This is a genomic window from Pseudomonas sp. NMI760_13 (genome assembly GCF_021283245.1).
GTDB lineage: Bacteria > Pseudomonadota > Gammaproteobacteria > Pseudomonadales > Pseudomonadaceae > Aquipseudomonas > Aquipseudomonas peradeniyensis.
Genome location: NZ_JAJSRC010000020.1, coordinates 37,463 through 57,199 on the forward strand (window position 1 = coordinate 37,463; position 19,737 = coordinate 57,199).

Genomic DNA, 19,737 nt, shown 5'->3' on the forward strand with positions numbered 1-19,737 from the left:
ATCCCTAAACCCTGTGGGCTGCTTTGCAGCCCTTTCGCGGCACAAGGCCGCTCCTACAAGGACCGGGATCGACCCGGCATCTGTTTAGTGGCGGAAGTGGCGCATACCGGTAAACACCATGGCGATACCGGCTTCATCAGCGGCAGCTATCACCTCGGCATCACGCATCGAGCCACCCGGCTGGATCACGGCGCTGATACCCACTTTAGCCGCATTGTCGATGCCGTCGCGGAACGGGAAGAACGCATCCGATGCCATCACCGCGCCCTGCACCTGCAGGCCGGCATGCTCGGCCTTGATGGCGGCGATGCGCGCGGAGTTGACGCGGCTCATCTGGCCGGCGCCGACGCCGATGGTCTGGCGGTTCTTGGCGTAGACGATGGCGTTGGACTTGACGAACTTGGCCACTTTCCAGGCGAACACCAGGTCGTGCACTTCCTGCTCGGTCGGCGCGCGCTGGGTGACGATCTTCAGGTCATCGGCAGTGATCATGCCGATATCGCGGCTCTGCACCAGCAGGCCACCGTTGACGCGCTTGAAGTCCCAACCGGCGGCGCGCTCGGCTGGCCATTCGCCGCACTCCAGCAGACGCACGTTCTGCTTGGCAGCCACGACTTCGCGGGCGGCCTGGGAGATTTTCGGGGCGATGATCACTTCGACGAACTGACGCTCGACGATGGCTTTGGCGGTTTCGCCGTCCAGCTCGCGGTTGAAGGCGATGATGCCGCCGAAGGCCGATTCGGTGTCGGTGGCGTAGGCCAGGTCGTAGGCCTTGCGAATACCGCCTTCGTCCTCAGGCACCACGGCCACGCCGCACGGGTTGGCGTGCTTGACGATGACGCAGGCCGGCTTGACGAAGCTCTTCACGCACTCCAGCGCGGCGTCGGTGTCGGCCACGTTGTTGAACGACAGCTCCTTGCCTTGCAGCTGGATGGCGGTGGAGATGCTGGCCTCGCCTTTCTTGGCCTCGACGTAGAACGCCGCGCTCTGGTGCGGGTTCTCGCCGTAGCGCATTTCCTGGGCCTTGACGAACTGGCTGTTGAAAGTGCGCGGGAACTCGCTGCGGTCTTCGGTCGACAGGGTCTGTTTGGCCTGGTCGATGGTGCCCATGTAGTTGGCGATCATGCCGTCGTAGGCGGCGGTGTGCTCGAAGGCCTTGAGCATCAGGTCGAAACGCTGGGCGTAGGTCAGGCCGCCGCCCTTGAGGCCCTCGACGATGCCGGCGTAGTCGCTGGCGTTGACCACGATGGCGACGTCCTTGTGGTTCTTCGCCGCAGAGCGGACCATGGTCGGGCCGCCGATGTCGATGTTCTCGATGGCGGTCGGCAGGTCGCAGCCCGGCTTGCTGATGGTGGCTTCGAACGGGTACAGGTTGACCGCGACCAGGTCGATCGGCTTGATGCCGTGCTCGTTCATGATGGCGTCGTCGGTGCCGCGACGGCCGAGGATGCCGCCGTGGATCTTCGGATGCAGGGTCTTGACCCGGCCGTCCATCATTTCGGCGAAGCCGGTGTAGTCGGCCACTTCCACCGCGTTCACGCCATTGTCCTTGAGCAGCTTGTAGGTGCCGCCGGTGGACAGGATCTCGACACCGAGCTGCTGCAGCTCACGGGCGAATTCGAGGATACCGGTCTTGTCGGAGACGCTGATCAGGGCGCGGCGGATCGGCAGGCGGGTAGTCTGGTCGGTCATTTCAGATTCCATAACGCGGTGGAGTCAGCAAAAAAGGCGCCTTTTTGCATGAGCGCCTTTTCTGGTTGGGGTTCTGGCCTTACAACAGATCGTACTGCTTGAGCTTCTTGCGCAGCGTGCCTCGGTTGAGCCCGAGCATCTCGCTGGCCTTGGTCTGGTTGCCCTTGACGTAGTTCATCACGCATTCGAGCAAGGGCGCCTCGACTTCCGAGAGCACCAGGTTGTACACGTCCGTGACGGTAGCGCCTTCCAGGTGGGCGAAGTAGTTGTGCAGCGCCTTCTCGACGCTGTCGCGCAGGGTCTGGCCCTCCTCGCTCGGCGTGTTCAGGTGCTGCTTGAGGTTGGCGTTGTCGCTCACGGGCGTTGTTCCACTCACTAATGTCTCGGTCATCATCGTCATGCGGCCACCCCTTGTTCGTCCTCTGTCCCAAGGCTCTGTCGACGTTCGGCGAAAAAGGCCTGAACGTTGGCGCACTGCGCTTGTGTGTCTTCCAAAGCGTTGAACCGGCTGCGGAACTCCTTGCCGCCGGGTCGGGTCGCCAGGTACCAGCCCACGTGCTTGCGGGCGATACGCACGCCCATCACATCGCCGTAGAAGGCGTGCAGCGCAGCCAGGTGCTCCAGCAGAATGCGTTCCACTTCATCCAGCGCCGGTGCGGGCAAATGCTCGCCCGTGCGCAGGAAATGCTCGATCTCGCGGAAAATCCACGGCCGCCCCTGGGCGGCACGGCCGATCAGCAGGCCGTCGGCACCGGTGGCGTGCAGCACCGCCCGGGCCTTTTCCGGCGAGGTGATGTCGCCGTTGGCAAATACCGGGATCGACACCGCCTGCTTGATCGCGGCGATGGTGTCGTACTCGGCGTCACCGGTGTACAGGTCGGCGCGTGTGCGGCCATGCACCGCCAGCGCCTGGATGCCGGCCTGTTCGGCGATCTTCGCCACATTCAGGCCGTTCTTGTTCGCCCGGTCCCAGCCGGTGCGAATCTTCAGCGTCACCGGGACGTCCACGGCGCCGACGACGGCGTGGAGGATCTCGGTGACCAAGGCTTCATCTCTCAATAAAGCAGAGCCTGCGGCCTTGTTGCAGACTTTTTTCGCCGGACAGCCCATGTTGATGTCGATGATCTGGGCGCCGGCTTCGACGTTGGCCCGGGCCGCCTCGGCCATCATCTGCGCGTCGCCGCCGGCGATCTGCACCGAGCGTGGCTCGGGATCGCCTTCGTGGATGCGGCGCAGGCTCGACTTGCGGCTGTTCCACAGGCGCATGTCGCTGGAGACCATTTCCGAGACCACCATGCCCGCCCCCAGGCGTTTGCACAGGGTGCGGAAAGGTTGGTCCGTGACGCCGGCCATGGGGGCCAGGATCAGGTTGTTCTGCAGTGTGTAAGGGCCGATGCGTACCGCCGACATAGGTGTTCCCTGTTGTGGGGCCGAATCATTGGAGTTCGAAAAAGGGATGGCATGATACCCGCTCTCGATGACCGGATAAAGATGAATCTGGATAAAATCTGAACAGTTGCGGCGTTATGACCGATGCCGCGAGTCTCGGAAATTCAACCGTTCAGTTGAACCTGGGGCCGCTTTGCGGCCCGTTCGCGACACCGGCAAGCCCGTAGGGCGGGCTTGCCGCTGGTCGTTTATTCCGGCGAGCGGAAGCTCAGGCTGTAGTTCACCGCCTTCGGCCCCGGGTCGAGGATGTCCAGGGCGATGTGGATCGGTGTCTGGCTGGGCATCTCGCCGCGGCCGGCCAGCTCGCCCGACAGGTACTCGCTGGGCTTGAAGCGGCGGCTGGCGATCAGCTGGCCGTTGAGGTCGGCGAAGCGCAGCTCCAGCAAGGGGAAAGGTTGGGCGAAGGGGGCGCGGTTGTAGATGATCGCGTCGACGATCAGCGCGCCCTTGAAGTCCGGGTGGCTGCGCACCACCAGGTTGCTGCTCTTGATCCGCGAGATGTCCACGCGGGTCGGCACCTGGCAGCCGAACACCGGGCACAGTTGCTGGAACCAGGGGCGGTACTGGTCCTGGCGGGCCATTTCATCGAAGTGGAACCAGACGTACTGAAATGCCAGCAGGGTGGCGGCCAGCAGGGTCAGGAAGCCCCACAGCAGGCGCTTGCCCCAGTTCGGCGCGGGCTTTTCCCAATCCAGCTGCAACGGATCGTCGACCACGTCGACCAGCGGCTCCTTGCGCGTGCGCTCGGGCTTGATCGCCAGGCTGGGTTCCAGGCGTTGCCCGGGCTGTTCGTTGGGTTCCTCGTCGCGGGCCGAAAGCGGCTCGCTGCGGACCTCGTCATCCAGCGCCGACAGGCCCTTTTCCGGAACTGGCTCGTCGTGGGCGGACAACCGTTCCAACGGCTCGTCGAGGTCGTCGGTCGCTGTCTGGTGGCGCACCGGCGGTTCGTCGTCCAGCTCGAGGTCGGCGCTGCCGAGGGTTGGTTCGGTGCGTTCGTCGGCTGCGGGCTCCAGGTCGAGCGGCTCCTGCTCGACCAGTACCGGCGCTTCCTCGCGCACCTGTGTGGGCGCCAGGTCATCATCGGTGGCCGTGCCAAACAGTTCGTCGCCGTGTCCATCGCCGACCTGCTCGTCGCGACGGGCCTGCAGCAGGCCCTTCGTCGCGCCGCGCCGGTCACCCGGGCTGCGCCGCTCGAGGCGCGCCAGTTCCTGGTCGAGGTCGAGGGCGTCCAGTTCTTCGGCCGTGACGCTCCAGTTGTCTTCGTCCGGTGCCGGGGTTTCGGCCACCGGCTCGGCTGCCGGGGCCACGGGTGCGACCGGCTGCGCCACGGCGGGCGGTGCCTCGGCGCTGCCTTCACCAGTGGTAGCGCGGTTCTGCTCCAGCAACTGTTTCGCCGCGTTGAACACCTGCAGGCAATGACCGCAGCGCACCACGCCACGGGCCACGCTCAACTGGTGATGGGTGACGCGAAAGCTGGTCTGGCAATGCGGGCACTGGGTGACGAAACTGTCGGTCATGCGGCTGTCCGGGGAACTGTGCAGGAAATGAGTCTAGGCGCGCTTAGCGGCGGCGACCACTGATACGTACCCAGCCGTCGCGCACGACGATCGGGTCCAGGTCGAAGTCGGCCGTATAGGCAGCGGCCACTTCCTCGCCTTGTTCGGCGAGGATGCCCGACAGCGCCAGCAGGCCACCGGGGCGCACCAGGCCGGACAGTTGCGGTGCCAGCGAGACCAGCGGGCCGGCCAGGATATTGGCGACCAGCACGTCGGCCTGCATGGCCGGCATCTGCTCGGGCAGGTACAGGTCGAACTTGTCGTCGGCGATGCCGTTGCGCTGGGCGTTGTCACGGGAGGCCTCGATAGCCTGCACGTCGATGTCGGTGCCTACCGCGTGGCGGGCGCCCAGCAGCAGCGCGGCGATGGCGAGGATGCCCGAGCCGCAGCCGAAGTCCAGCACCTGGGTGCCTTGCAGCTGTTGGCCGTCGAGCCACTCCAGGCACAGCGCGGTGGTCGGGTGGGTGCCGGTGCCGAACGCCAGGCCCGGGTCGAGCAGCAGGTTCACCGCGTCCTTTTCCGGGGCTTCGTGCCAGCTCGGCACAATCCACAGGCGCTGGCCGAAGCGCATGGGTTGGAAGTTGTCCATCCAGCTGCGTTCCCAGTCCTGGTCCTCGATCACTTCGGCGTGGTGCTCGGGCAACTCGGCGCCGGTCAGTAGGCGCAGGTGGGCGAATACCTGGTCGGGCTCGGCATCGGCCTCGAACAGCGCCAGCAGGTGCGTGTGCGACCACAGCGGGGTGGTGTTGAGGTCCGGTTCGAAGATCGGCTGGTCTTCGGCATCCATGAAGGTCACCGAGACGGCACCCACTTCGAGCAGGGCGTCTTCGTAGGTTTCGGCTTGTTCCGGGCTGATGGCCAGGCGTACTTGCAGCCAGGGCATGGCGGGCACCTTTGGTAAATCGACAGGGGCAGCCCGAGGCTGCGCGAAAAGGCCGCCAGTTTACTTGAGTGCGCAGGGTTTGTGCAGGACGTAGTTGTGCCGCTGGCTTTGCGCGGGGCTAGCCCGCTCCCACGGGAGAGAGCGGGGCTGCTCGGCGGTTCAGAGGCTGCGCGCGCGGGTGACCCGGTCGACCAGGTACACCAGGCCGTGATAGTCGATACCGCTGTGGCTCGACAGGCCGATTTCGCAGGTGCGGCTGGTGGAGATTCCTTCGCTGCAATACTGCACGGCGTCCTTCAGGGTGCGCAGGGAGTGGGCATTGAGCTCCGGCGTGGTGAAGCCCTTGTCGCCGGCGAAGCCGCAGCAATGGATGCCCTCGGGGATCACCACCTGCCGGCTGCAGCGGCGCGCCAGGTCGATCAGCGCCTGGCTTTCGCCCAGGTGCTGGGTGCTGCAGGTCACGTGCACCGCCACTGGCTCGTCCTGGGGGGTGAACTCCAACCTGTCGACCAGGTGGGTGCGGATGAAGCGCACCGGGTCGTACAGGTCCAGCCGCGACTCGCCCAGGTCCTGCACCAGGCGCAGGGTGCAGGGGCTGGTGTCGCAGTAGATCGGGTCGAGGCCGCCACGGCTGGCGTGCAGCAGAGCGTTGATAAGCTCCTGGCGCTTGTGCTCGGCCTGCTCGGGGTAGCCCTTGGAAGCGAACGGCTGGCCGCAGCACAGGCTGTCGGCGTTGTCCGGGAACACCACCTGGTAGCCGGCCTTCTCCAGCAGGGCGCGGGTCTTGTCCAGCAACGAGCTCTGTTCGCGGTCGGCGTAGGCCGGGCCCATCACCCGCGACACGCAGGCGGCCAGGTAGACGACCCGTGGTCGGGCATCGTGGCTTGGCGTGGGGAAGTCGATGGCGCGCAGCGGCTGCGGCATGGCGGGAGTCCATTGCGGCAGGCGGCCTTTACTGGCCCTGCTGAGGCTGGCGCTGAGGCGGCTCATGCGTGGGGCGCCGAGCAGCCTGCGCGCGCCATTGGCGGCGGCCAGGGTGAAGCGGGCGCCGCGCAGGGTGGCGTGGAAATGCTCGGCCAGCCAGTCGGCGGCCTTGCCGTGCTCGGCCGCCTGGCCGCGCAACTTTTTCACCAGTTCGCCGGTGTTGATGCCCACCGGGCAGCGCTGGGCGCACAGGCCCGTAGCGGCGCAGGTGTCGATGCCCTGGTACTGGTAGGTGCGCAGCAGTTCGCGGGTGTCGACGCCTGCGCGTTTCTTCGCCTGGATGTCGCGCCACATGACGATGCGCTGGCGGGGGCTCAAGGTCAGCCCTTTCGACGGGCACACCGGCTCGCAAAAGCCGCACTCGATGCACTTGTCGACGATCTCGTCGGCGGCCGGCAGCGGCTTGAGGTTCTTCAGGTGGATGTCCGGATCCTCACTCAGCACCACATCAGGATTGAGGATGCCGTTGGGGTCGAGCAGGCGCTTGAGCTGCCACATCAACTGGTAGGCGTCCTTGCCCCATTCCAGCTCGACGAACGGCGCCATGTTGCGCCCGGTGCCGTGCTCGGCCTTGAGCGAGCCGCCGAACTCCACCGCCACCAGTTGTGCCACGTCATCCATGAACGCCTGGTAGCGCGCCACTTCCTCGGCACTGTTGAAGCCTTGGGTGAAGACGAAGTGCAGGTTGCCTTCCAGGGCGTGGCCGAAAATGATCGCTTCGTCGTAGTGGTGCTTGTCGAACAGCTGGATCAGGCGGTTGACGCCCTCGGCCAGTTGCTCGATGGGGAAGGTGACGTCTTCGATGATCACCGTGGTGCCGGTCTGGCGCACGGCGCCGACGGCGGGGAAGGTGTCCTTGCGGATCTTCCACAGCTGGTTGTACACCGCCGGGTCTTCGCTGAAGGCGACCTGCTGCTCCAGCGGGAACTCGGCGATGGCAGCCATCACCTGGTCGAGCTGTTCGTGCAGCAGGCTCCGGCTGGCGGCACGGGACTCGATCAACAGGGCGCAGGCATTGGCCGACAGGCCCTTCACCCAGGCCGGCATGCCGGGCATATCTTGCACCGAGCGCAGGCTGCGGCGGTCGAGCAGCTCCACGGCGGACACCGGTTGCGGCTTGAGCAGGGGCACCGCCCGGCAGCAGCTTTCGACGCTCGGGAACACCAGCAGCGCGCTGGCCTTGTGCGGATGGTCGGGCACGGTGTCGTAGGTGACGGCGCTGATAAAACCGAGGGTGCCTTCGGAGCCGACCAATAGATGCTGCAGGATGTCGAGCGGCTGGTCGTAATCCACCAGTGCGTTGAGCGACAGCCCGGTCGTGTTCTTCAGTCGGTACTTGTGCCGGATGCGGTCGGCCAGCTCAAGGTTGGCGCGGGTCTCGCGGCCAAGGCGGGCCAGCTCCTCCAGCAGGCTGGCGTGGCTTTGCCTGAACGCGGCGATGCTGGCCGGGTCTTCGCTATCCAGGCGGGTGCCGTCGGCCAGCACCAGGCGCAGGCCGGCGAGGGTGTGGTAGGTGTTCTGCGCGGTGCCGCAGCACATGCCGCTGGCGTTGTTGGCGACGATGCCGCCGATCTTGCAGGCGTTGATCGAGGCCGGGTCGGGGCCGATCTTGCGCCCGTAAGGGGCCAGCCAGGCATTGGCCTGGGCGCCGATCACGCCAGGTTGCAGGCGGATCTGCGCGCCCTGGCGGCGAATCTCCCGGCCATTCCAGTTGTCGCCGAGCACGATCAGTACCGAGTCGCTGATGGCCTGGCCCGACAGGCTGGTGCCGGCGGCGCGGAAGGTCACCGGCACGCGTTCGCGCTGGGCCAGTTTCAGCAACGCGACCACTTCGTCCTCGGACTCCACCCGCACCACCAGCTTGGGAATCAGCCGGTAGAAACTGGCATCGGTACCGAAGGCCAGGGTCGAGGTCGGGTCGTCGAAGCGGCGTTCGGCGGGGATCAGGCGCTCGGCATCACGCAGGAACGCGGCGGGCAGGCTCATGCAGTCTCCTCGCGGGGCCGCGGCGTCTTGTGCGCGGCGTGCCCCGGGCAATCAGGCGTTGGCGGGCGGGCTCAGGCGCCCAGTTCGCGGACCAGCGAGTCGCGGGTGATCTCGCTGATGGACTTGGCGCCGGTCAGCACCATGGCCACGCGCATTTCTTTCTCGAACAACTCCAGCAGGTTCTTCACGCCCGCTTCGCCATGGGTGGCCAGGGCATAAAGGAAGGCGCGGCCGATCAGCACGGTGTCGGCGCCCAGGGCGACCATGCGCACTACGTCGAGGCCGCTGCGGATACCGGAGTCGGCGAGGATCTTGATGTCGCCCTTCACCGCGTCGGCGATCGCCGGCAGGGCGCGGGCACTGGACAGCACGCCGTCGAGCTGGCGGCCGCCGTGGTTGGAGACGACGATGCCATCGGCGCCGAACTTGACCGCGTCGCGGGCATCGTCTGCGTCGAGGATGCCCTTGATGATCATCGGGCCGTCCCAGAATTCGCGGATCCACTCCAGGTCTTTCCAGGAGATGGACGGGTCGAAGTTGTTGCCCAGCCAGCCGATGTAGTCGGCCAGGCCCGTGGGGTTGCCACGGTACTTGGAGATGTTGCCAAGATCGTGCGGGCGCCCGAGCAGGCCGACATCCAGCGCCCACTGCGGGTGGGTCATGGCCTGCCACACGCGGCGCAGCGGCGCCTTCGGGCCGCTCATGCCGGAGTGGGCATCGCGGTAGCGGGCGCCGGGTACCGGCATGTCGACGGTGAATACCAGGGTCTTCACGCCGGCCGCTTTTGCGCGCTCCAGAGCGTTGCGCATGAAGCCGCGGTCTTTGAGGACATACAGCTGGAACCACATTGGTCGGTCGATGGCCGGGGCCACTTCCTCGATCGGGCACACCGATACGGTGGACATGGTGAACGGGATGCCATGGGCCGCCGCCGCACGGGCCGCCTGCACTTCGCCGCGACGGGCGTACATACCGGTGAGGCCGACCGGGGCCAGGGCCACGGGCATGCTCAGGGTCTCGTCGAACAGCCGGGTCTCCAGGCTCAGGTCCGACATGTTCTTCAGCACGCGTTGACGCAGGGCGATGCTGGCCAGGTCCGAGACGTTGTGGCGCAGGGTGTGCTCGGCGTAGGCACCGCCGTCGGCGTAGTGGAAGAGGAAGGGGGGCAGCTTGCGTTGGGCCGCGGCGCGATAGTCGGTGGAGGCGGAAATGATCATGGATTCTCGCAGCGTGGGTTGAAGGAGATGCCGGGCGCTGACTGGCGCCCGGCCCCTTTCACTTTAGTGATGAACCAGCATGCCAGTGAGCCAGTAGGCCTGGACCAGGGTGATCAGGCCGACGATGGTGGCGAAGAACAGGCTGTGCTTGACGGTGAAGCGGAACAGGTCGGATTCCTTGCCCACCAGCCCGGTGGCGGCGCAGGCCACGGCGATCGACTGTGGCGAGATCATCTTGCCGGTCACGCCGCCGCTGGTGTTTGCCGCCACCAGCAGGGTGTCGCTGACCCCGATCTGGTGCGCGGTGGTGGCCTGCAGCGAGCTGAACAGGGCGTTGGACGAGGTGTCGGAACCGGTCAGGAATACGCCCAGCCAGCCCAGGAACGGCGAGAAGAACGGGAACGCGGCGCCCGTGCCGGCCAGCACCAGGGCCATGGTCGAGGACATGCCCGAGTAGTTGGTGACGAAGGCGAAGGCCAGCACCATGCCGATCGACAGGATAGGCCAGCGCAGTTCCCAGAAGGTCTCTTTAAAAGTGGTCAGACCAGTTTTGAAGTTGATCTTCAACACCCACATCGAGATCAGCGCCGAGAGGAAGATCGCCGTGCCGGTGGCGGAAATCGGGTCGAGCTTGAACACCGCCGGCATGGCAGTCGGCGCGGTAACGATCGGCGCGGTCTTGATCACCAGCTGGTCGAGGTGCGGGATGGCAAAGTTGAACACGAAGTTGTACATCGCCCCGCCTGGGGCGAAGGCCGCCTTGAACGGTTTCAGGGTCCAGATGGTGACCAGCACGGTCAGGATCAGGAACGGCGACCAGGCCTTGAAGATCTCGCCGAAGCTGTACGGCGAAGGCTGGCTGCCGCCCGATTGCACGACGGCGGCGCCGACGCTGCCCTTGGCTTCGGCGAACGAGCGCTTGGGCTGCCAGACCTTGAGGAACAGGGTCAGGGCGATCAGGCTGGCCAGGGCCGAGGTGATGTCCGGCAGCTCCGGGCCGATGAAGTTGGAGGTGAAGTACTGGGTGACGGCGAAACTCAGGCCGGCAACCAGGGCGGCAGGCCAGGTCTCCTTCACGCCGCGCACGCCGTCCATCATGAACACCAGCCAGAACGGCACGAACAGCGACAGCAGCGGCAGCTGGCGGCCGGTCATGGCGCCGATGTGGAAGGCGTCGATGCCGGTCACTTGCCCGGCGACGATGATCGGGATGCCCAGGGCGCCGAAGGCCACCGGCGCGGTGTTGGCGATCAGGCACAGGCCGGCGGCGTACAGCGGGTTGAAGCCCAGGCCCACCAGCAGTGCGGCGGTGATGGCCACCGGTGCGCCGAAACCGGCCGCACCTTCGAGGAAGGCACCGAAGCAGAAGCCGATCAGCAGCACTTGCAGGCGCTGGTCGTCGGTTATCGACAGCACCGAGCTGCGAATCACCTCGAACTGGCCGCTCTTGACCGTGAGTTTGTAGAGGAACACCGCGGCGACGATGATCCAGGCAATCGGCCACAGGCCGTAGAGGAAGCCATAGCCCGCGGCAGCCAGGGCCATGTCGACAGGCATCTGGAAGGCGAAGATTGCCACCAGTATCGACAGCGCGAGGGTGATGCTGCCGGCGACGTGGCCCTTGAGGCGGAACACGGCGAGGGCGAGGAAGAAGAACACGATGGGGATGACCGCCGCCAGCGCGGACAGGCCGAGGCTACCAAGCGGGGTATAGAGTTGTTGCCAGGTTTGCATATGGGGTGGCCCCTAATTGTTGTTGGTCAAGGCACTGGCATTGGATAATTGGTAAGACCAATTTACAATGGCTGGGCGCTAGGTTAAGAGCCTGATTAGGGGTGTGTCAATTTGTCCTACACAAAACTTTGGTCGAGCTCCGATGAGCGGCTGTTTGGATGAGTGTTGTCGGAGCGACTATGCATTCGGGTTTTCTGCGGCTGTTTTGGCCTGTGTAGGAGCGGCCTCGTGCCGCGAACGGGCCGCAAGGTGGCCCTCGCGTGGTGGAACATCTGTCGCCACGCTGCGGATAAGCGCAGAATAAGCGCCCCCGAAATCGGTGCCGGGGCACGTGGAGAGCAAGCAATGGTTTTTGATCAAGTCCGCCAGCGGCGCCTGTCCGACGACATCGTCGATCGGTTGGAAGGGATGATTCTCGAAGGTACCCTCACTTCGGGTCAGCGCCTGCCGGCAGAACGCGTTCTGGCCGAGCAGTTCGGCGTGTCCCGTCCGTCGCTGCGCGAGGCGATCCAGAAGCTGGTGGCCAAGGGGTTGCTGGTCAGTCGCCAGGGCGGCGGCAACTACGTGGCCGAAGCCTTGGGCTCCACCTTCAGCGATCCGCTGTTGCAACTGCTGGAGCGCAATCCGGAGGCCCAGCGCGACCTGCTGGAGTTCCGTCATACGTTGGAGGCGTCATGCGCCTACTACGCGGCCCAGCGCGCCACCGAGCCTGATCGCGAGCGGTTGAAGACGGCGTTCGACGCGCTGCAGGACTGCTACAACCGTGTCGGTGAGGTGGATCGGGCGCAGGAAGGCGCGGCCGATGCGCGTTTTCACCTGGCCATTGCCGAAGCCAGTCACAACGCCGTGCTGCTGCATACCATCCGCGGCTTGTTCGACCTGCTCAAGCGCAACGTGGTGACCAACATCGGCGGCATGTACCAGCAGCGCACGGAGACCCGCGACATGCTGATCAGTCAGCATCGCGAGTTGTACCTGGCGATTGTCGAGGGGCGGGCGGACGATGCGCGGGAGGTGTCTAGCCGGCACATCCTGTATGTGCAGGAGGTGCTGCAAGAGGCGCAGCAGGAGGCCCAGCGGGTGGCGCGGGCGGAGCGGCGCAGCGGGCGCTGAGAGGCGGCATGCACGGTCGTTGTAGGAGCGGCCTTGTGCCGCGAAAAGGGCGCGCAGCGGCCTCAGAATCTATGCGTCATACAGGTTGTAGGGGGCTGCTTCGCAGCCCTTTCGCGGCACGAGGCCGCTCCTACAGTGACCAAGCAGGGTAGGAGTTACTCTTCCTTGCCCTTGTTGCGCATCGTGCGCTGCAGCTCGCGGTTGGAGTCGCGCTCGCGCACGGTGTCGCGCTTGTCGAACTCCTTCTTGCCCTTGCCGAGCGCGATCTCGCACTTGATCAGGTGCTTGCTCCAGTACAGCGACATCGCCACGCAGGTGTAGCCCTTCTGCGCCACGGCCGCTTCCAGGCGCTCCAGCTCGCGCTTGTTCAGCAGCAGCTTGCGGGTACGGATCGGGTCGGCGATGACGTGGGTGCTGGCGGTGTTCAGCGGTGTGATGTGGCTGCCGAACAGCCAGGCTTCGCCATCCTTGAGCAGCACGTAGCTGTCGGTCAGGTGCGCCTTGCCGGCCCGCAGGCTCTTTACTTCCCAGCCGGACAGGACCAGCCCGGCCTCGAACTTGTGTTCGATGAAGTAATCGTGTCGCGCCTTCTTGTTCTGCGCGATGGTCCCGGTCGGATGTTTCTTTTGCTTAGCCATAGGGGCCGCATTATAGGGAGAGTCCGCGTCCTCGGCTACGGGGTTTAGGTGCGCTTGAGCCAGTTGTGTGAATCCCGGACAATACAGGCCTCGTTCTGCTGTGCAGAACCGTATTCGAGGCGCTGCGACGCGCCGCCGCCCAGATTGGAAGTGACGCCTGGATGACTACCCATATTCAACGCTCCGCCCTGCTGCCGTTCCCTGCCCAGGCGCTCTACGACCTGGTCAACGATGTGGCCAGCTACCCGGAGTTCTTGCCCTGGTGCTCGGCTTCCACCGTGCTCGAGGCCAGCGACACGCACATGCGCGCCAAGCTGGAAGTGGCCAAGGGCGGCATGAGCCAGCAGTTCACCACGCGCAATGTGCTGGTGCCGGGGCAGTCGATCGAAATGAACCTGGAAGATGGGCCGTTTACCCAGCTGCATGGCCTGTGGGTGTTCAAGCCGCTGGGCGAGAAGGCCTGCAAGATCAGCCTCGACCTGTCGTTCGATTACGCCGGCGCCCTGGTGCGGGCGACCCTGGGGCCGCTGTTCAATCAGGCGGCCAATACCATGGTTGATGCGTTTTGCCAGCGTGCCAAGCAGCTGAATGGCTGAGTAGTGCTGATGGCCTGATCCAAGGGCTTTTCGACAGCGCAATAAAAAGCCCGGACTGGATCCGGGCTTTTTAGTGTCGGCGCAATTACTGCGGCGAGGTTTCCAGCGGTGCTGGCGTCGGGACCGGGGTGGTCTCGATGTTGTCGATTTCTTTCTGCAGCGTGTCTTCCAGCGAGCCTGGCTTGGCCGGCTTCTCGGGCTGGCTCGGCTGTTTGTCCGGGCTGACCGTGGTGTCGCCGCTGCCGCCGAGGATTTCCTGGTCGCGGCTGACGCCCGGCATGAAGTCGCCGGAGAGGTTGACCAGTTGGTCGTTCTCGTTGAAGAAGATGCTCATGCGCTCTTGCTGGCGCTGGCCGCCGCCGGGCTGCAGGCTGTACAGGTAGTCCCAGCGGTTGGTGTGGAAAGTGTCCTGCAGCAGCGGGTTGCCCATGATAAACCTTACTTGTCGGCGGGTCATTCCCGGGCGCAATTGGTCTATCATATCCTGCGTGACGACATTGCCCTGCTGGATGTCGATTTTGTAAACCCCGGGAAACGAGCAACCGGCGAGTGCGAGCAGTCCCACTAGGGTGAGGCTGGTTAGCAAGAGCTTGGTGTTTTGCATCGGTGGGCGACTTCCACTATCTTGGCTGGACAACGTAAACCCCGATCATACCCGTATTAAGAGAAGCTGCGAAGCAGCATCGGCGAGAAAGCTGACCATGGTTGAAAATAGCGAATTGCGCAAAGCGGGCCTCAAGGTAACCCTGCCTCGAGTCAAGATTCTTCAGATGCTCGACTCGGCCGAGCAACGTCACATGAGTGCCGAGGATGTCTACAAGGCGCTGATGGAAGCTGGCGAGGATGTCGGCCTGGCGACCGTGTACCGCGTACTGACCCAATTCGAAGCGGCGGGCCTGGTGGAGCGCCACAACTTTGATGGCGGCCACGCGGTGTTCGAGCTGGCGGATGGCAAGCACCACGATCACATGGTCAACGTGGACAGCGGTGAAGTCATTGAATTCTTCGATGCCGAAATCGAGAAACGCCAGAAGGAGATCGTTGCCGAACATGGCTTCGAGCTGGTGGACCACAATCTGGTTCTGTATGTGCGTAAAAAGAAGTAACGATTCAGATCGTTATTGATGACAAAGGCGACCTCCGGGTCGCCTTTGTGCTTTCAGAGCTGTAATGCGAATCCCCTTGTAGGAGCGGCCTTGCCGAGGCGTTGGACCGGCCGGAAAGGGGCGCGCAGCGGCCCCGGGATCTCTGCATGACTTAGAATCGCAGGGGCCGCTACGCAGCCCTTTCGCGGCCAAGGCCGCTCCTACAGGGGGCCGCTACGCAGCCCTTTCGCGGCACAAGGCCGCTCCTACAGGGGGGCGCAGGCTCAGGCCTTGCTGCTCACCACCATCTTGCGCGCATGGGCCAGCGATTCCTTGGTCAGGTCGATCCCGCCCAGCATCCGCGCCACTTCCTCGACCCGCTCGCGCTTGCCCAGGCTGGCCACGGCGGTGTGCGTGGTGTCGCTGTTGCGCACCTTGTGCACGAACAGGTGGTGATGGCCCTGCGCGGCCACCTGGGGCAGGTGGGTCACGGTCAGTACCTGGCCGCGCTCGCCGAGACGACGCAGCAGTTGGCCGACGATTTCCGCGGTCGGGCCGCCGATCCCCACGTCCACTTCGTCGAATACCAGGGTGGGAATGCGCGAGGTCTGCGCGGTGATCACCTGGATCGCCAGGCTGATACGCGACAGCTCGCCGCCCGAGGCGACCTTGGCCAGGCCTTTGAGTGGCTGGCCGGGGTTGGCGCTGACCAGTAGTTCGATCTGTTCCAGGCCATGGGGCGAGAGGTCGCCGTTGTCGAAGGGCGTGAGCTCGATGCAGAAACGTCCGCCGGGCATGCCCAGGCGCTGGATTTCCTGCTCGACGGCGGTGGCCAGCTGCTTGGCGGCCTGCTGGCGCAGCGCGCTCAGCTCGCCGGCCTTCTCTTTATAGTGCTGGGCGTAGGCGGCCAGCTCCTCGCCCAGGCGCTCGATCGACTCGTCGCTGGCGTTTAGCCCTTCCAGCTCCACCATCAGGCGCTGCTGCAGGTTCGGCAGCTCGGTGGGGTGTACGCGGTGCTTGCGGGCGAGGGTATAGATAGTATCCAGGCGCTCTTCCAGAGCCTGCAGGCGCATCGGGTCGGCGTCGAAGTTGTCGAGGAACCGGTTGAGCTCGCCGACGGCTTCCTCCACCTGGATCTGCGCGCTGGCGATCAGGTTGACCGCCTCGCCCAGTGCCTTGGGGCCGTTGACGACCGCGGTGAGCCGGTTGAGGCTGACGGTCAGGGCGCTCAGCACGTTGCCCGAGTCGCTTTCGCTGCACTGGTCGATGACCTGGCGGCAGATGCCGAACAGCGCCTCGGCGTTGGTCAGGTTCTTGTGCTCCTGCTCCAGCTGTTCCAGTTCGTTCTCGCCAAGGCCGAGGTTGTCGAGTTCTTCCAGCTGATAGCTGAGCAACTGATGACGCGCCCGTTGCTCATCGCCGGAATTGCTCAGGCGCTCCAGTTCCTGGCGCGTCTGGTTCCAGCGCTTGGCGGCCAGCTGGACCTGGCGGGCCAGGTCGCTGGCGCCGGCGTACTCGTCCACCAGGCGGCGGTGGGTGTCGGTCTTCAACAGCGACTGGTGTTCGTGCTGGCTGTGGATGTCGATCAGCAGCTCGCCCAGGGCCTTGAGGTCGCCCAGTGGGCAGGGGGTGCCGTTGATGTAGCCACGGCTGCGGCCCTCGGCGGTGATCACCCGGCGCAGGATGCACGGGCCGTCGCTATCCAGGTCGCGCTCGGCTAGCCAGGCGTGCGCCTCGGGGATGTCGACCAGGTCGAAGGTAGCAAGGATGTCGGCCTTGTCGGTGCCCGGGCGCACCACGCCGCTATCGGCGCGATCGCCCAGGGCCAGGCCGAGGGCGTCGAGCATGATCGACTTGCCGGCCCCGGTCTCGCCGGTGATGACGGACATGCCACGGGCGACCTCGAGGTCGAGGTGTTCGACGATGGCGTAGTTGTGAATGGACAGGTGCACCAGCATGGGGCGGCTCCCGAAGGGTCTTGTCTGGATATTTATACAGTGCTTTTCGCGAGTCTGCCAATAGCCGGTCGACGAATGTGGAAAAGCACCTTCCCCCTTGAACCTGGTTTTTCCGACCCCATATAGCCGGCAAGACATGGCGAGCCTGGCTCGCACGACAGAAATCGTGGAGGAGAAACCCAATGGCTGACGAACAGCTGGATGAGAAGAACCTGAATTCCGAAGAAGCAGGCGCCGCGAATGCCGATGCCCGCGTACTGGAGCTCGAGGAGCAGCTGGCCGCCGCCAAGGACCAGTCCCTGCGCGCTGCCGCCGACCTGCAGAACATCCGCCGCCGTGCCGAGCAGGATGTCGAGAAGGCCCACAAGTTCGCCTTGGAGAAGTTCGCCGGCGACCTGCTGCCGATCATCGACAGCCTGGAGCGTGGCCTGGAGCTGTCCAGCGCCGACGACGAAACCATCAAGCCGATGCGCGAAGGTATCGAGCTGACCCTGAAGATGTTCCAGGACACCCTCAAGCGCTACAGCCTCGAGGCCATCGATCCGCACGGCCAGCCATTCAACGCCGAGCACCATCAGGCGATGGCCATGCAGGAGAGTGCCGACGTGGAGCCCAATAGCGTGCTCAAAGTGTTCCAGAAGGGCTATCAGCTTAACGGCCGTCTGCTGCGCCCTGCCATGGTGGTGGTCAGCAAGGCGCCGAGCGCCCCGCAGCCTTCGATCAACGAAAAGGCTTGAAATCTTTCCGGACACCCCCATCTAGGTGTCAAGCCTTCAAGTATTAGTGCAGTTGGCCAAAGCAGTCGCTGCTACCAAATTCAAGTTTCGGGAGAATCAACATGGGTAAAATCATCGGTATCGACCTGGGGACCACCAACTCCTGCGTCTCCGTGCTGGAAAACGGCACCGCCAAGGTCATCGAGAACGCCGAAGGCGCGCGCACCACGCCTTCGATCATCGCCTACGCCAACGACGGCGAGATCCTGGTCGGCCAGTCGGCCAAGCGCCAGGCGGTCACCAACCCGCACAACACCCTGTTCGCGGTAAAGCGCCTGATCGGCCGCCGTTTCGAAGAAGATGTCGTGCAGAAAGACATCAAGCTGGTGCCTTACAAGATCGTCAAGGCCAACAACGGTGACGCCTGGGTCGAGGCCGCCGACAAGCAGATGGCTCCGCCGCAGATCAGCGCCGAAGTCCTGAAAAAGATGAAGAAGACCGCCGAAGACTACCTCGGCGAGCCGGTCACCGAAGCGGTCATCACCGTTCCGGCCTACTTCAACGACAGCCAGCGCCAGGCGACCAAGGACGCCGGCCGCATCGCTGGCCTGGACGTAAAACGTATCATCAACGAACCGACCGCCGCCGCGCTGGCCTACGGCATGGACAAGGGCAAGGGCGACCACACTGTCATCGTCTATGACCTGGGTGGTGGTACCTTCGACGTATCGGTCATCGAAATCGCCGAAGTCGACGGTGAGCACCAGTTCGAAGTACTGGCCACCAACGGCGACACCTTCCTGGGTGGCGAAGACTTCGACATGCGCCTGATCGACTACCTCGTCGACGAGTTCAAGAAAGAGTCCGGCATGGACCTGAAGAACGATCCCCTGGCCCTGCAGCGTCTGAAAGAAGCTGCTGAAAAAGCCAAGATCGAGCTGTCCTCCGCTCAGTCGACCGATGTCAACCTGCCGTACATCACTGCAGATGCCACCGGTCCCAAGCACCTGAACGTGAAGATCTCCCGCGCCAAGCTGGAGTCGCTGGTCGAAGACCTGGTCAACCGTACCATCGAGCCATGCCGCATCGCCCTGAAAGACGCCGGCATCGACGCCAGCAAGATCGACGACGTGATCCTGGTCGGCGGCCAGACCCGTATGCCGATGGTGCAGAAAGCCGTTGCCGACTTCTTCGGTAAAGAAGCTCGTAAAGACGTCAACCCGGACGAAGCCGTCGCCATGGGTGCTGCCATCCAGGGCGCCGTTCTGGCCGGTGACGTCAAGGACGTACTGCTGCTGGACGTCAGCCCGCTGACCCTGGGTATCGAAACCATGGGTGGCGTGATGACCGCGCTGATCGAGAAGAACACCACCATCCCGACCAAGAAGTCGCAGGTGTTCTCGACCGCCGACGACAATCAGGGCGCCGTGACCATCCACGTGCTGCAGGGTGAGCGCAAGCAAGCTTCGCAGAACAAGTCGCTGGGCAAGTTCGACCTGGCTGATATTCCGCCAGCACCGCGCGGCGTACCGCAGATCGAAGTGACCTTCGACATCGACGCCAACGGCATCCTGCACGTAGGTGCCAAGGACAAGGCTACTGGCAAGGCGCAGTCGATCGTGATCAAGGCCAACTCCGGCCTGTCCGACGAAGAAATCGAGAAAATGGTGCGTGATGCCGAGGCCAACGCCGAGGAAGACCGCAAGTTCGAAGAGCTGGCCGCCGCCCGTAACCAGGGTGACGCGCTGGTCCACTCGACCCGCAAGATGGTCACTGAAGCCGGTGACAAGGTCACCGCTGAAGAGAAGACCGCCATCGAGGCCGCCGTGGTCGCCCTGGAAGCCGCCGTCAAAGGCGACGACAAGGCCGCCATCGACGCCAAGGTCGAGGAGCTGTCCAAGGTCTCGGCGCCAGTCGCTCAGAAGATGTACGCCGAGCAGCAGGCCGAGCAACCGCAGGGCGGCGCCCAGCAGGCCGAGCCGGAAGCCAAGCACGATGACGTGGTTGACGCCGAGTTCGAAGAAGTGAAAGACAACAACAAGCAGTAATTCCTGCATGTTGTCGGCCGGTTCACCGTCGTTTGTCGGTGAACTGGTAGGATGTCGCCGCGCGGGAGCTTGCTCCCGCGTT

General features: G+C 64.5%; 16 protein-coding genes. 5 read left to right on the top strand and 11 right to left on the bottom strand.

The features are described from left to right. Positions 1-84: 84 nt before the first annotated feature. The 8 genes from purH to LU671_RS19445 form a co-directional block, all read right to left on the bottom strand. The gene (gene purH / locus LU671_RS19410) at positions 85-1,692 is read right to left on the bottom strand and encodes a bifunctional phosphoribosylaminoimidazolecarboxamide formyltransferase/IMP cyclohydrolase (protein ID WP_232856598.1); all 1,608 of its coding nucleotides are present in this window, start codon (positions 1,690-1,692) and stop codon (positions 85-87) included. 79 nt (positions 1,693-1,771) lie between these two features. Continuing rightward, a complete protein-coding gene (fis, locus tag LU671_RS19415) occupies positions 1,772-2,092 on the bottom strand; it encodes a DNA-binding transcriptional regulator Fis (protein ID WP_011535876.1) in 321 nt (106 codons plus the stop codon). Next, positions 2,089-3,102, bottom strand: a complete 1,014-nt coding sequence (dusB, locus tag LU671_RS19420; protein ID WP_050707006.1) for a tRNA dihydrouridine synthase DusB — start codon at positions 3,100-3,102, stop codon at positions 2,089-2,091. The genes fis and dusB overlap by 4 nt, the downstream gene beginning before the upstream one ends. A gap of 227 nt (positions 3,103-3,329) precedes the next feature. After that, positions 3,330-4,658, bottom strand: a complete 1,329-nt coding sequence (locus LU671_RS19425) for a DUF3426 domain-containing protein (RefSeq protein ID WP_232856599.1) — start codon at positions 4,656-4,658, stop codon at positions 3,330-3,332. A 43-nt stretch (positions 4,659-4,701) separates the two neighbouring features. Further along, positions 4,702-5,580: a 50S ribosomal protein L11 methyltransferase gene (gene prmA, locus LU671_RS19430; RefSeq protein ID WP_232856600.1), complete on the bottom strand. Its 879-nt coding sequence runs from the start codon at positions 5,578-5,580 to the stop codon at positions 4,702-4,704. A gap of 159 nt (positions 5,581-5,739) precedes the next feature. Next, on the bottom strand, positions 5,740-8,550 hold the full coding sequence (locus LU671_RS19435) for an FAD-binding and (Fe-S)-binding domain-containing protein (protein WP_232856601.1): 2,811 nt from the start codon (positions 8,548-8,550) through the stop codon (positions 5,740-5,742). A 71-nt stretch (positions 8,551-8,621) separates the two neighbouring features. After that, entirely contained in the window at positions 8,622-9,767 is a 1,146-nt protein-coding gene (lldD, locus tag LU671_RS19440) for an FMN-dependent L-lactate dehydrogenase LldD (RefSeq protein WP_203648103.1), read from the bottom strand. Between the two features lie 63 nt (positions 9,768-9,830). Then, on the bottom strand, positions 9,831-11,501 hold the full coding sequence (locus tag LU671_RS19445) for a lactate permease LctP family transporter (RefSeq protein WP_203648102.1): 1,671 nt from the start codon (positions 11,499-11,501) through the stop codon (positions 9,831-9,833). 345 nt (positions 11,502-11,846) lie between these two features. On the opposite strand from LU671_RS19445, the gene LU671_RS19450 reads away from it, so the two are divergent. Then, positions 11,847-12,614 (top strand): FCD domain-containing protein, encoded by a 768-nt coding sequence (locus tag LU671_RS19450; RefSeq protein WP_050707001.1) that lies wholly within the window; start codon positions 11,847-11,849, stop codon positions 12,612-12,614. Positions 12,615-12,769: 155 nt separating this feature from the next. Here the strand turns inward: LU671_RS19450 and smpB are convergent, their stop codons facing one another. After that, a complete protein-coding gene (gene smpB / locus LU671_RS19455) occupies positions 12,770-13,252 on the bottom strand; it encodes an SsrA-binding protein SmpB (protein ID WP_023629355.1) in 483 nt (160 codons plus the stop codon). Positions 13,253-13,413: 161 nt separating this feature from the next. On the opposite strand from smpB, the gene LU671_RS19460 reads away from it, so the two are divergent. Further along, on the top strand, positions 13,414-13,848 hold the full coding sequence (locus LU671_RS19460; RefSeq protein ID WP_203648101.1) for a type II toxin-antitoxin system RatA family toxin: 435 nt from the start codon (positions 13,414-13,416) through the stop codon (positions 13,846-13,848). 85 nt (positions 13,849-13,933) lie between these two features. On the opposite strand, the gene LU671_RS19465 is transcribed toward LU671_RS19460, so the two are convergent. Then, on the bottom strand, positions 13,934-14,452 hold the full coding sequence (locus LU671_RS19465; protein WP_203648100.1) for an outer membrane protein assembly factor BamE: 519 nt from the start codon (positions 14,450-14,452) through the stop codon (positions 13,934-13,936). Positions 14,453-14,549: 97 nt separating this feature from the next. Here LU671_RS19465 and fur point away from each other — a divergent pair, with 97 nt between their 5' ends. Then, positions 14,550-14,954 (top strand): ferric iron uptake transcriptional regulator, encoded by a 405-nt coding sequence (gene fur, locus LU671_RS19470; RefSeq protein WP_028691268.1) that lies wholly within the window; start codon positions 14,550-14,552, stop codon positions 14,952-14,954. Between the two features lie 263 nt (positions 14,955-15,217). Here fur and recN read toward each other — a convergent pair whose 3' ends face one another. Continuing rightward, positions 15,218-16,891, bottom strand: coding sequence for a DNA repair protein RecN (gene recN / locus LU671_RS19475; protein ID WP_203648099.1), 1,674 nt, complete (start codon positions 16,889-16,891; stop codon positions 15,218-15,220). 182 nt (positions 16,892-17,073) lie between these two features. Here recN and grpE point away from each other — a divergent pair, with 182 nt between their 5' ends. Together grpE and dnaK are read left to right on the top strand one after the other, a co-directional pair. Beyond that, positions 17,074-17,628: a nucleotide exchange factor GrpE gene (grpE, locus tag LU671_RS19480; protein WP_203648098.1), complete on the top strand. Its 555-nt coding sequence runs from the start codon at positions 17,074-17,076 to the stop codon at positions 17,626-17,628. Between the two features lie 101 nt (positions 17,629-17,729). After that, entirely contained in the window at positions 17,730-19,655 is a 1,926-nt protein-coding gene (gene dnaK, locus LU671_RS19485) for a molecular chaperone DnaK (protein ID WP_102683185.1), read from the top strand. The last annotated feature ends 82 nt before the right edge of the window (positions 19,656-19,737 follow it).